This is a genomic window from Stenotrophomonas maltophilia (assembly GCF_001274595.1).
Classification (GTDB): domain Bacteria; phylum Pseudomonadota; class Gammaproteobacteria; order Xanthomonadales; family Xanthomonadaceae; genus Stenotrophomonas; species Stenotrophomonas forensis.
In genome coordinates this window covers 4,679,567-4,692,304 of sequence record NZ_CP011010.1, presented here as the reverse complement: position 1 = coordinate 4,692,304, position 12,738 = coordinate 4,679,567, and the positions used below count along the sequence as shown (strand labels likewise).

Below are 12,738 nucleotides of genomic sequence, written 5' to 3'. Positions count from 1 at the left end.
CACATGCCCGGCAGCCTTGCCGGGTAGCTGCCAACCTTGGTTGGCACACGGGGAAAGCCAGCGCCGACCAAGGTCGGCAGCTACCAGGCACGGCCCAGGCAGGACCTTCGTCCCATGCCACGGGCGGTGGGCGGTGCCATGATCGGGGTCTGCCTTCCCGGGAACCTGTGCTCGTGAAAACCCGTCTTGCCGTTGCCCTGCTGATTGCCCTGTCCGCCCCCGCCGTGGCCCTGGCCGCGCCGCCCGCCACCGCTGCACCTGCCAGCGTGGCCACCGAATCGCCCGCCGACGCCGCCTTCCGTGCGGTGTACGAGAAGGAATGGAAGTGGCGCCAGGACGGCGGCGGTGAGGCCAGTGAGGACGAAGATGCCCCGGCCAATGCCACCCGCATGCCCGACGTCGGCCCGGCCGCGCAGCAGGCACGCCTGAAGGTGTGGGACGAGACCCTGGCCGCGCTGAAGAAGATCGACCCGAAGACCCTGTCGGCCGACAACCAGGTCAACTACGCGATCTACCGCGACCAGGTGTTCAACCTGGCCGAAGAGGTGCGCCTGCGCGGCTACGAGATGCCGTTCAACGCCGACTCCTCGTTCTGGTCGAACCTGTCCTTCATGGCCCGGCGCGAGATGAAGACCGTGCAGGACTACCAGAACTACATCGCACGCCTGAATGACGTGCCGCGCTACTTCGGCCAGCAGACCGAGAACATGCGCGTCGGCCTGAAGCGAGGTTTCAGCGTGCCGCGTGCCGTGCTCGATGGCCGCGAGGTGTCCATCGCCACCGTTGCCGAACTGAAGGACCCGACCGAATCGCCGCTGTACGCGCCGTTCAAGAAGCTGCCCAACAGCATTCCGGCCGCCGAGCAGGCCAGGCTGCAGGCGCAGGCGCGCGAAGCGATCAGTGGCAAGGTGGTGCCGGCGTTCCAGCAGCTGCGCACCTTCTTCGTCAGCGAGTACGTGCCGCAGGCGCGCACCACCCTGGCCGCCGAAGCGATGCCGGCCGGCAAGGCGTACTACAAGCAGCAGATCCACGAATACACCACGCTGGACCTGTCGCCGGACGAGATCCACCGCATCGGCCTGGGTGAAGTCGAGCGCATCCAGGGCGAGATGAACGACATCATCAAGCAGGTGAAGTTCAAGGGCAGCTTCGCCGAGTTCCTGACCTTCCTGCGTACCGATCCGCAGTTCTATGCGAAGACGCCGGAAGAGCTGCTGTCGCGCGCGGCGTGGATCTCCAAGCGGGCAGACGGCCAGCTGGGCAAGTACATGACGCTGCCGCGCGCGCGCTTCACCATCGTGCCGGTGCCGCCGGACATCGCACCGTTCTGGACCGCCGGGCGTGGTGGCATGGGCACCTACTGGCTCAACACCTACAACCTGCCATCGCGCCCGCTGTACAACCTGCCGGCGCTGACCCTGCATGAATCCGATCCGGGCCACGCGCTGCAGGGCGCCATCGCCGCCGAGCAGAAGAACCTGCCCGAGTTCCGCCGCAACGCCTACATCTCCGCCTATGGCGAAGGCTGGGCGCTGTACTGCGAGAAGCTGGGCGTGGAGATGGGCATCTACGAATCCCCGTACGAGGATTTTGGCCGCCTGACCTACGAAATGTGGCGCGCCGCGCGCCTGGTGATCGACACCGGCGTGCACAGCAAGGGCTGGACCCGCGAGCAGGCACTGGCCTACCTGCGTGACCACACCGCGCTGAGCGAGCATGAAGTGACCACCGAAGTGGACCGCTACATCTCCTGGCCGGGCCAGGCGCTGAGCTACAAGCTGGGCGAGATCGCCATCGTGCGCCTGCGCGCGCAGGCCGAGAAGGAACTGGGCGACAAGTTCGACATCAAGGGCTTCCACGACACCCTGCTCAAGCAGGGCTCGGTGCCGCTGCCGGTGCTGGAACAGCAGATCCAGGCCTACATCGCCGAACGCAAGAAGGCCTGACCGCTCCAAGGTAGTGCCGGCCGCTGGCCGGCAACCTGCACGCACTGCAATCGTTCGACATTGCCGGCCAGCGGCCGGCACTACCGGGGATCGGAGAACGGGTTCGGATCGCAGGATCCGACCCCGTCATGTTTCACCCCACCGCCCTTGGCTTGGCCACCCGTGCCGCGAAGGTCGGCAGCACCAGCAGGGTCAGCACGGTGGCGGTGATCAGGCCACCGATCACCACCGTCGCCAGCGGCTTCTGCACCTCCGCACCGGAGCCACTGGCGATCGCCATCGGAATGAAACCGACGATCGCCACCAGCGCCGTGGTCAGCACCGCGCGGATGCGGCTCGACGCACCATTGATCGCCGCCTGCAGCGGCAGGTCACCGGCATCCAGGCGCTCGCGGATCGCCTGCATCAGCACCAGCCCATTCAAGGTGGCCACGCCGGAGACGGCGATGAAGCCGACCGCCGCCGACACCGAGAACGGCATGCCACGCAGCAGCAGCGCGAGAATGCCGCCGACCAGCGCCAACGGCACGCAGCTGAACACCAGAATGGCTTCCTTGCCGCTGCGCAGGGCCATGAACAGCAGGCTGCCGATCAGCAGGAACACCACCGGCACCACCGTTGCCAGCCGCTTCTCCGCGCGCTGCAGGTTCTCGAACTGGCCACCCCAGGTCAGGTAGGCGCCCGGAGGCAGTGCCACGTCGGCCACCGCCGCCTGTGCCTCGCCGACGAAGCCGCCCAGGTCACGCCCGCGTACGTTGGCCTGCACCACCACGCGGCGGCTGCCGTTGTTGCGGCTGATCTGGTTCGGTCCTTCGCTGACCGTGATGCGCGCGACCGACGACAGCGGAATCACCAGTCCCGACGGCGTAGCGATCGGCAACGAAGCCAGCTGGTCCGGATCGTTGCGCGAGGCATCGTCCAGGCGCACCACCACGTTGAAGCGGCGATCACCTTCGAAGATCTTGCCGGCTGCCGTACCACCAATGCCGGTGGACAGCGCATCACTCACATCCGCCGCGGTCAGCCCGTACTGCGCCGCCGCCACGTGGTCGATGGCCACGTTCAGCGTGGGCAGGCCGGAGATCTGCTCCACCCGCACGTCGGCCGCGCCCTCCACCGCACGCAGCTTCAACGCCACCTGGTCGGCCACCTTCTGCAGCTGGCTGAAGTCATCGCCGAAGATCATCACCGCCAGGTCGGTACGCACGCCGGAAATCAGCTCGTTGAAGCGCAGCTCGATCGGCTGGCTGAACTCGAAGCTGTTGCCCAGCTGCTGCCCGGCCAGCGTTTCGAAGCGTGCCACCAGCGCGTCCTTGCCCAGCGTCGGATCCGGCCAGTCCTTTCGTGGCTTCAGCACGATCACGCTGTCGGAGATGTTGGTCGGCATCGGATCGATGGCCGCCTCGGCGGTACCGGTGCGCGAGAACACGGTTTCTACTTCCGGCTGCTTGGCAATCGCCTTTTCCAGTGCCAGCTGCATCGCCAGCGACTGCTCCAGCGAAGTCGACGGCACGCGCAGGGCCTGCATCGCCACGTTGCCTTCGTCCAGCGTCGGCATGAACTCGCGGCCCAGCAGCGAGAACGAACCGATGCCCACCACCACCATCATCACCGCACCGGCCAGCACCGTGCGCGGATGCGCCACGGCCTTGCGCACCACCGGTTCGATGCGCGCACGCAGCACGCGGATCAGTTTGGTCTCGTGCTCACCGTCGTTCGCATGCGCATCGCCGTCCTTCACCTTCGGCTCGCGCACCAGCAGCGCGGCCATCGCCGGCACGAAGGTGAAGGAGAAGATGAAGGCACCGACCAGGGCCAGCATGAAGGTGGCCGCCATCGGGTGGAAGGTCTTGCCCTCCACGCCTTCCAGGGTGAGGATCGGCGCGAACACCAGCAGGATGATCAACTGGCCGAAGGCCGCAGGGCGCGCCATCTTCATGGCCGAATCGGCGGCCACGCGCAGCCGTTCCATCGCGGTCAGCGCACGGCCCAGTTCGGCGCGGCGCTGGCCCAGCATCAGCAGGGTCGACTCGACCACGATGACCGCACCGTCCACCAGGATGCCGAAGTCCAGTGCGCCCAGGCTCATCAGGTTGCCGCTGATGCCGAAGCGGTTCATGCCGATCACCGCGAACAGGAACGACAGCGGAATCACCAGCGCGGTGATCGTCGCCGCACGCAGGTTGCCCAGCAGCAGGAACAGCACCACCACCACCAGCAGCGCGCCCTCGGTGAGGTTCTTGGCCACGGTCTTGATGGTGGAATTGACTAGCACGCTGCGGTCCAGCACCGGTGCCGCCACGATGTCGGCCGGCAGCGATGTGTTCACCTGTTCAAGGCGTGCGGCAGCGGCCTGCGCCACGGTGCGGCTGTTGCCGCCGGCAATCATCAGCGCGGTACCCAGCACGGCTTCATGGCCATTGCGGCTGGCTGCGCCCAGGCGTGGTGCGCGGCTAAGTTCGACTTCGGCCACATCGGCCACGCGCACCACCACGCCATTGCGGGTGGCCACCGGGGCCTGTGCCAGGTCCTCGGTGGTCAGCGCCAGGCCATCGGCACGCACCACCAGGCCTTCGCCGGCACGCTGCACGAAACCGGCACCGGCCTGCACGTTGGAACGCTGCAGCGCGGTGACCAGGTCGGCCAGGCCGAGGCCATGTGCGGCCAGCCGCGCGCTGTCCGGATGCACGCCGTACTCCTTGACGTAGCCGCCGACCGTATCGACGCCGGCCAGCCCCGGGCTGGAACGCATCTGCGGCGCGATGATCCAGTCCTGCACGGTGCGCAGGTAGGTGGCGCGTTCTTCCGGCGTGCGCAGCAGGTTGCCTTCCGGCGTGCGGTAGACCTCGCCGGCCTGCCAGCCCGCTTCACCGGGCTTGGCCAGCCTGGCCGGATCGAAGGTGGTGAAGTCCACCGTCCACATCAGCACTTCGCCGAGGCCGGTGGTGACCGGCGACAGCATCGGCGACGCGCCATCGGGCAGGTCTTCGGATGCTTCGCGCATACGCTCGGCCACCTGCTGGCGGGCGAAGTAGATGTCGGTCGCATCGGTGAAGATCGCGGTGACCTGCGAGAAGCCATTGCGCGACAGCGAGCGCGTGGTGGTCAGGCCGGGAATGCCGGCCAGCGCGGTTTCCAGCGGGTAGGTCACCTGCCGTTCGATCTGTTCCGGGGTCAGCGCCGGTGCCACCGTGTTGATCTGCACCTGGCGGTTGGTGATGTCCGGCACCGCGTCGATCGGCAGCTTGCCCAGCTGGAACAGGCCCACGGCAGCGATCAGCACCGCCATGAACACCACCAGCCAGCGGTGGCGCACCGCTGTTTCAATGATCAGCTTGAACATGGTCGCCTCCTCAGTGGCCGTGCTCGGCTTCGCCCTTGGCCAGTTCGGCCTTGAGCAGGAAGGCGTTGGCGCCGACGATGCGCTCGCTGCCGGTCAGCCCGCCGAGGATCTCGATGCGGTCGCCGGCCCGACGCCCGGCCAGTACCGGCTGTGCCTTGAAGCCGCCGTCGACGGCAACGAACACCGCGCTGCTGCCATCAACGTTCTGCACCGCATCGGCGGGCACGCTGAGCGAACCGTCCTGGCCCTCGGTAACCACCACCGCCGAGACCGGCGAACCGGCCGGCGGCAGCGAAGCGTCCACCGGCGTGGCACGGATCACCGCCACACCGCCCTGCTGGCGCACATCGGCGGCCGAACCGGTAACGGTGGCGGTGAAGCTGCCACCCGGCACGCTCACTTCCAGCGTCATGCCCGGCGTGACCTGCGCGGCCAGCGCCGGCGGCGCGGTGAACACCAGCTCGTTCATCGCCGGATCGGCGACGTCGGCCACCGCGCTGCCGGCGGCAACCACGCCACCGGGAGTGACCTGCACGTTGCCGACGATGCCGGCCACCGGGCTGGTGATGCGCACGCGGCCACTGGCATCGGGCGCACCGTTGGCGGCGGCCTGGGCCTGTGCGGCCGCAGCCTGGGCCTGTGCCGCCAGCGAGCGGGCGCGCGAGGCTTCCAGCTCCTGGCGGGCGACCACGCCCTGGTCGACCAGTGCCTTGTCGCGGCCATAGGCCAGGCGCGCGGCCTCGGCTTCGGCCGACGCAGCCAGCGCATTGGCGCGGAACACCGCAGCTTCGCCACTGACCACGATGGCCAGCGCCTGGTTCTGCTTCACCGCCGTGCCCGGCGCGACCAGCACGCGTTCGACGCGGCCGGTCACCGTGGAGGCGACCGAGGCACGTGCGCCTACCGACGGTTCGACCCGGCCGGACAGGCGGGTCGAACCGCCACCGCCGCGGCCGACGGCGACCACCTCGATACCGGACGCCTTGATCTGTTCCGGGGTCAGCTGCACTACGCCTTCATCGGCGTCGGCGGGTGCTTTGGCCGCTTCTGCCTTGGCTTCCTTGCTGTCGGCGGCGTGGCCGTGGCCATCGTCGGTACCGGCCTTGGCGGCGGTGGCGTCGGCCGCTTCGGGCGTCTGCGCATTGCCGGCGCAGCCGGCCAGGAACACGGTCAGCAGGAGGCCGCCGATCAGGGGGAAGGAACGGGAGAGAGTCATGGGGCCTCCACAAAGGGTGCGCGCCCTTCCAGGCGGGCAAGATCGATTTCGGCGCCGACGCGCGACAGGCGCGCGTCCACGGCGGTGCCGCGGGCGGCGATGAGAGCGCTGCGCGTGCTGCGCAGTTCCAGCTGCGAGATGCGTCCGGCGTCGAAGCCGACGCGTGCGAGGCGATACGCCTCTTCGGCGGCGACCACGCTTTCATCGGCGGCGCGGGTACGGCTGCCGGCCGCCTTCAGCCCGGCCACGGCGGACAGGCGTTCGGCCTCGCTGTCGCGGCGCTGCTGGTCCAGGCGTGCCTCGGCCGCGCGCTGGTCGGCATTGGCGGCGCGGATGCCACCGCGGTTGCGGTCGAACAGCGGGATGCTGAGGCTGACCCCGAGGTTGTAGGCACGCTCGCCACCTTCGCGGAAGCGGGTCTGCGCGGCAGTGACGCTGAGGTCGGGCAGGGCGCGCTTGCGCTCCACCTCGACCAGCTTGCCGGCCGCATCGGCTTCCGCTTCGGCGATACGCACCGCCAGTGCGGCGTCGGTGGCGCCACGCGGCAGCGGCGGGGCGCGGTCGAGCAGGCTGTTGTCGATCGACTGCACCGGCGCATCCAGCAACGCGGCACCGGCCAGCCGCGCCAGCGCCGCGTCGCGGAACGCCTGTGCTTCATCCAGCGACGCCGTGGCATTGGCCACTTCGCTCTGCGCCTGCACCGCGCGCAGCTGCGGTTCGCGTCCCTGCTTGACCATCGCGTTGACGGCGGCCGCATCATCGCGGGTCAGCGCGAGCGCTTCGCTGGCGAGGGTGTAACGACGCAATGCACTTTCCGCCTGTGCGTAGACCACCGCCAGTTGACTGGCGACATCACTGCGGCTCTGCGAACCACGCAGGGCAGCGGCCTGTGCCTCGGCCCGGGCGGCCCGGACGCGCGCGCCTCGTTGGCCCCAGACCTCCAGCGGCTGGGACAGGGTGAGCACGGTGTCGGCCTTGCCCATGCCGCCATAGGAGCCGGTGCCCCAGGCATTTTCGGCCGAGTAGGAAAGGGAAGGGTTGGGCAACGCACGGGCCTGGTCGGCGCGCGCATCGGCGGCCTCGGCCAGTGCCGTGCCCACACGGGTGCCGGGCAGCTGGTCCAGGCGTTCAAGCAGGGTGTCGTAGGAAGGGGCGGCTTGCGCCATCACCGATGCCGCCGGGGCCAGGCCCAGCAGCACAGCGACGACCAGCCTGGCCGCGCGCGGCGACCGAGGTGTCAGGATCGACATAGGGGGATTCCGGTTGTGAGTGAAACGGGAGCCCGCAATCGCGGGACGCGCTCAACTCACGCCCGGGGAGGACGCGTCAATTCATCCTGGGCGACCGCATAGGTCGCCGCATCGCCTGCATTCATCCAGCGCGCCGGCAGCGGCGCGCCGAAGGCGGCAAGCGTGTGTGCCGGCAGGCTCAGGTTGGAGTGGTGGCAGTGGTTGTGGCCACAGGCACCGACATGCTTGCCGTCGGCATCGCCATCGGAATCCGGCGCGGACTCCACGTGCACCGTGCTGGCGTGCGGTTCCACCGTGCACGCCAGCGCGTCGGCCACCGGCACGACCACGAACGCCGCCATCAGCAGCATCAGCAGGTACGAGCGAAGGTGGCGGGAGATCCGGCGCATGAAGGGGAGGCTAGCAAGCGGTTTTCGCCGGATACAATATCAATGGCCGCTTCGGGAATTCGTCGGAATCTCCCGTTCAGGTGGGCGGCAGGGGGGCCTCCTGCCCTGGTGGGTGCCGACCTCCTGCCCCGGTGGGTGTCGACTTCCTGCCCTGGTGGGTGTCGACCTTGGTCGACACGCCTTTCGATGCTGCCGGCCAGCGGCCGGCACTACCGGTCTGCGGGCAGCTTCGCGATCACCTTGATCTCGAACTGGAAGCCATACAGCCAGGTCACGCCGATGCCGGTCAGGGTCGGATGCGGCGCCTCGCCCCAGTACTCGGGCACGATCGCCCAGGCCTTCTCGAAGTTGGTTTCCGGATCGACCAGGAACACGGTCACGTCGATCACGTCATCGAACGTGCAGCCTGCGGCAGCCAACACCGCGTTGAGATTGTCGAAGGCGCGGCGCACCTGCGCTTCGAAGTCCGGCTCGGGCGAGCCGTCCTCGCGGCTGCCGACCTGGCCGGAAACGAACAGGAAGCCGTCGGATCGGATCGCCGGCGAGTAGCAGTTGCGCTCGTACAGGGCCTGGCGCCCGGTGGGGAAAACGACATCGCGCTGTGACATGGGGAAGATCCCGTGGGAGAGAACGCCATCGTCCGCCCCTACGCTGTCTGGATAAACCGTGATGATCGGCCTAGATTGATTGCCAATCCCAAACAATAACGGCCTGTCATGGACCGCTTCGAGGCGATGCGGGCGTTTGCCCGGGTGGTGGAGACCGGCAGCTTCACCCGCGCCGCGCACACCCTGCAGGTCAGCCGCACCACGGTCACCCAGCTGGTACAGCAGCTGGAGGCGCACCTGCGGCTGCGCCTGCTCAACCGCACCACGCGCCGGGTCAGCGTCACCGCCGATGGCGCGGCCTATTACCCGCGCATCGCCCGCCTGCTGGCCGAGCTGGAAGAGGTGGAGGGCGGGCTGGGCGATGCGGCCATCCAGCCGCGTGGGCGCCTGCGCGTGGATGTGCCCGGGCCTTACGCGCGGTTGCGGCTGGTACCGGCGCTGCCGGATTTCCAGGCGCGCTACCCGGAGATCCAGCTGGACATCGGCGTCAGCGACCGCGAGGTCGATGTCATCGCCGACAACGTCGACTGCGTGATCCGCGGCGGCACCCCGGCCGACCCGGCACTGGTGGCGCGGCCGCTGGCTGCGCTGCCAATCGGTTTCCACGCCAGCCCGGGCTATGTGCAGCGCTTCGGCCTGCCGACCGACCCGCGTGCGCTGGAAGGGCCCGATCACCACGTGGTCGGTTTCCTCAGCCCGCGCAGTGGCCGGGCCCGGGTGTTCAGCGCGCAGCGTGGCGATGAACGCATCGAGGTGCAGGGCCGCTACACGGTCGGCTTCGACGACGGCAACGCCTATCTGGCCGCTGCGCTGGCCGGACTGGGCGTGGTGGCGCTGCCAAGCTACATGGCCGCGCCGCACGTGGCGCATGGCGAGCTGCTGCCGGTGCTGCAGGACTGGCAGCTGCCATCGATGCCGATGCATGTGATGTTTCCGCCGAACCGGCACATGAGCCAGCGGCTGCGGGTGTTCATTGATTGGGTAGTGGAGGTGCTGGGGTGAGCATCTGCAACGTTTCCGAATCCGCTCACGCGGCTGCACGTGCGAAAATCACCACGGCACGCAACAGGAAACCTGGTCACGCATGAGCCGCATCGTCGCACTGGATACCGAAACCACCGGCATCTCCCATCGGCTCGGCCATCGCGTGATCGAGATCGGTGCCGTCGAACTGATCGATGGCCAGCTCACCGGGCGCCAGTTCCACACCTACCTGCAGCCGCAGCGCAAGGTCGACTGGGGCGCACAGCGCGTGCATGGCATCAGCGATGCGATGCTGGTGGGCAAGCCGCTGTTCTCCAGCAAGGCCGCCGAACTGCTGGCGTTCCTGCGCGGCAGCGAGATGGTCGCGCACAACGCCACCTTCGACGTGGGTTTCCTGGACAACGAGCTGCGCCTGTCCGGCATTCCCGGCACGCTGGCCCAGCATTGCCGCATCACCTGCAGCCTGAAGCTGGCGCGCGGGCGCTGGCCGGGCCAGGGCAACAAGCTGGACGATGTACTGCAGCGCCTGCGCATTCCGGGCAACCGTGGCCTGCACGGTGCGTTGAAGGATGCCCATCTGCTGGCCCAGGTCATCCCGCACCTGCGTTGAGGCCCGCCACCGGGCGCGTTCAGCCACAGCCTGTGGGTAACTTGCGCAAGTGCTTGAACCCGTGCATAATGCGCGGCTCGCTGTGTCCGGTTTTCTACCGGGCGGCGCCCCCGGGAGCACGTCCCCGGCCGCCCAACGCCAGCGTAACCCTTTGATTCTCTTGACGTGTGGTGGGCAACCACCGAGGCCGCCGTCTCCCGGGCTACGGGCTGACACAACTTACTATCGAGGTGCGCCATGTCCCGCGTATGCCAGGTTTCCGGCAAGCGAGTGCAGACCGGTAACAACGTCTCGCACGCCAACAACAAGACCCGTCGTCGTTTCCTGCCCAACCTGCACGAGCGCCGCTTCTGGGTTGCCAGCGAGAACCGCTGGGTGAAGCTTCGTGTTTCCGCGCATGCACTGCGCACCATCGACAAGAACGGCATCGATTCCGTTCTGGCTGAGCTGCGTGCGCGCGGCGAAAAGGTCTGAGGAGTAGACGATCATGGCAGGCAAGCGCGATAAGGTCCGTATGATTTCGACCGCCGGTACCGGTCACTTCTACACGACTGACAAGAACAAGAAGAACACCCCGGGGAAGATGGAATTCTCCAAGTACGATCCGGTCGTGCGCAAGCACGTCCCGTACAAGGAAGGCAAGATCAAGTAATCCGCAAGGATTGCTGGTCCCCGCGAAGAAACCCGCCCTTGTGGCGGGTTTTTTCATGCCTGGCATCCAGGTGGTGGGTACTTCCTGCATTGCCGTGGTGGGTGCCGACCGTTGGTCGGCACGCTGTCCCCACACCCGGTAGGTGTCGACCTTGGTCGGCACACTGTCCCCCACACCCGGTAGGTGTCGACCTTGGTCGGCACGCTGGTTCAAAGCAGTCGAGCAAGCTCGACTCTACACACCCTGCTGGGCAGAATGGCCCATCACCTCCCGACGGGCGACGCGATGCTGTTCGAGTGGTTGCTGGGTTCGTACCTGCTGCTGATCGACTGGCTGATCCGGCTGGTCGCGCTGTGCTGGATCCCCACCCGCACCACGCCGGGGGCGGCGCGCAGCTGGCTGCTGCTGGTCGGCTTCGTGCCGCTGCTGGGCCTGCCGCTGTACCTGCTGTTCGGCCACCCGTGGCTGTCGCGCGAGCGCATCCGCCGCCAGGCCGAGGCCTCGCAGGTGATCCGCGAGGAGCAGGCGCTGCAGCACCGCCTGCGCTGGACCCCGCAACCGGACACCGCCTGCGCCGAGATCGTGCCGCTGGTGCAGCGCCAGGGCGATTTCATGCCGGTGCACGGCAACGCGGTCGACCTGCTGACCGACTACGACGAATCGTTGCACACGCTGATCGCCGACATCGACCAGGCCGAAGATCGCGTGCACCTGCTGTACTACCTGATGTTCGACGACGCGGTGGGCGAGGCGGTGGTCGAGGCGCTGCAGCGTGCGGCCGCGCGCGGCGTGCAGTGCCGCGTGCTGCTCGATGCGGTGGGCGCCAAGCGCGGCCTGCGCGCCTACCGCAAGCGCCTGCAAGCGCGCGACATCGAAGTGCGCGCGATGCTGCCCGGTGGCCTGCGCTGGCGGCGCAGCGGGCGCATGGACCTGCGCAACCACCGCAAGATCGCAGTGATCGACAACGAGGTGGCCTACGTTGGTTCGCAGAACCTGGCCGGCCCCGGGTTCGTGCCCGGCCACCCGAACCGCGAGCTGGTGGCGCGCGTGCGTGGCCCGGCGGTGGCGCACCTGGAAGCGGTGTTCGCCAGCGACTGGTACATGGAAACCGGCCAGCGCCTGGATGTGATCGCCGATGTGCCCGAGTGCAGCGATGACATCGCCACCCAGCTGCTGCCCAGCGGCCCGGCCTATCCGTACAGCAACGCGCGCGATGCGGTGGCAGCACTGATCCACCTGGCGCGGCGCCGGCTGGTGATGGTCACCCCGTACTTCGTGCCCGACGAAGCCACGCTGAGCGCGCTGCGCATCGCGGCGTTGTCCGGCGTGCAGGTGCAGCTGATCCTGTCGGCCAGCAACAACCAGCGGCTGACCTCGTGGGCGCAGGAGGCGTACTACGACGAGCTGCTGCGCTGTGGCGTGCGCATCGCCCTGTACGAACCGCAGTTCCTGCACGCCAAGCACATGAGCGTGGACGAGGACATCGCCGTGCTTGGCTCGATCAACATGGATATCCGCTCGTTCGCGCTGAATGCCGAAATCGGCCTGATCTGCTACGACCGCGCGCTGGTCCAGCAGCTGTGCGCGATCGAGGACGGCTACCTGCGGGAGTCGCGGCAGCTGGACCTGCAGCAGTGGCGCAGCCGCCCGACGTGGCGGCGCAGCCGCGAAGGCATCGCACGCCTGGCCGATGCGTTGATGTGAGGCCGCAGTAACCGCCCGCTTCGGCACGCCGGCCTG

11 protein-coding genes are annotated in these 12,738 nt (G+C 68.2%); 6 read left to right on the top strand and 5 right to left on the bottom strand.

All coding sequences use genetic code 11. The features are described 5' to 3' along the window. Positions 1 to 173 precede the first annotated feature (173 nt). A complete protein-coding gene (locus tag VN11_RS21220; RefSeq protein WP_053451164.1) occupies positions 174 to 1,946 on the top strand; it encodes a DUF885 domain-containing protein in 1,773 nt (590 codons plus the stop codon). Positions 1,947 to 2,079: 133 nt separating this feature from the next. Here VN11_RS21220 and VN11_RS21215 read toward each other — a convergent pair whose 3' ends face one another. The 5 genes from VN11_RS21215 to VN11_RS21195 form a co-directional block, all read right to left on the bottom strand. Further along, complete coding sequence (locus tag VN11_RS21215; protein ID WP_053451163.1) at positions 2,080 to 5,289, bottom strand: efflux RND transporter permease subunit; 3,210 nt, start codon at positions 5,287 to 5,289, stop codon at positions 2,080 to 2,082. A gap of 10 nt (positions 5,290 to 5,299) precedes the next feature. Beyond that, positions 5,300 to 6,505, bottom strand: coding sequence for an efflux RND transporter periplasmic adaptor subunit (locus tag VN11_RS21210; RefSeq protein ID WP_053451162.1), 1,206 nt, complete (start codon positions 6,503 to 6,505; stop codon positions 5,300 to 5,302). Then, the gene (locus VN11_RS21205; RefSeq protein WP_053451161.1) at positions 6,502 to 7,755 is read right to left on the bottom strand and encodes a TolC family protein; all 1,254 of its coding nucleotides are present in this window, start codon (positions 7,753 to 7,755) and stop codon (positions 6,502 to 6,504) included. Before VN11_RS21205 ends, VN11_RS21210 begins: the two co-directional genes overlap by 4 nt. Before the next feature lie 56 nt (positions 7,756 to 7,811). Further along, complete coding sequence (locus VN11_RS21200; RefSeq protein ID WP_053451160.1) at positions 7,812 to 8,144, bottom strand: hypothetical protein; 333 nt, start codon at positions 8,142 to 8,144, stop codon at positions 7,812 to 7,814. A gap of 209 nt (positions 8,145 to 8,353) precedes the next feature. Then, entirely contained in the window at positions 8,354 to 8,752 is a 399-nt protein-coding gene (locus tag VN11_RS21195) for a RidA family protein (protein ID WP_053451159.1), read from the bottom strand. 108 nt (positions 8,753 to 8,860) lie between these two features. Between VN11_RS21195 and VN11_RS21190 the strand changes: the two genes are divergently transcribed. From VN11_RS21190 to cls, 5 genes are all read left to right on the top strand, one after another. After that, positions 8,861 to 9,754 carry a LysR family transcriptional regulator gene (locus VN11_RS21190; protein WP_053451158.1) on the top strand — a complete coding sequence of 298 codons (894 nt, stop codon included), beginning with the start codon at positions 8,861 to 8,863 and terminating at the stop codon, positions 9,752 to 9,754. Positions 9,755 to 9,836: 82 nt separating this feature from the next. After that, positions 9,837 to 10,346 (top strand): DNA polymerase III subunit epsilon, encoded by a 510-nt coding sequence (gene dnaQ / locus VN11_RS21185; RefSeq protein ID WP_049456343.1) that lies wholly within the window; start codon positions 9,837 to 9,839, stop codon positions 10,344 to 10,346. Positions 10,347 to 10,583: 237 nt separating this feature from the next. Next, positions 10,584 to 10,820: a 50S ribosomal protein L28 gene (gene rpmB / locus VN11_RS21180; RefSeq protein ID WP_005411638.1), complete on the top strand. Its 237-nt coding sequence runs from the start codon at positions 10,584 to 10,586 to the stop codon at positions 10,818 to 10,820. A gap of 10 nt (positions 10,821 to 10,830) precedes the next feature. Next, positions 10,831 to 10,998, top strand: coding sequence for a 50S ribosomal protein L33 (gene rpmG, locus VN11_RS21175; protein WP_170272460.1), 168 nt, complete (start codon positions 10,831 to 10,833; stop codon positions 10,996 to 10,998). 285 nt (positions 10,999 to 11,283) lie between these two features. Next, positions 11,284 to 12,702 (top strand): cardiolipin synthase, encoded by a 1,419-nt coding sequence (gene cls, locus VN11_RS21170; RefSeq protein ID WP_053451157.1) that lies wholly within the window; start codon positions 11,284 to 11,286, stop codon positions 12,700 to 12,702. Positions 12,703 to 12,738: the final 36 nt, after the last annotated feature.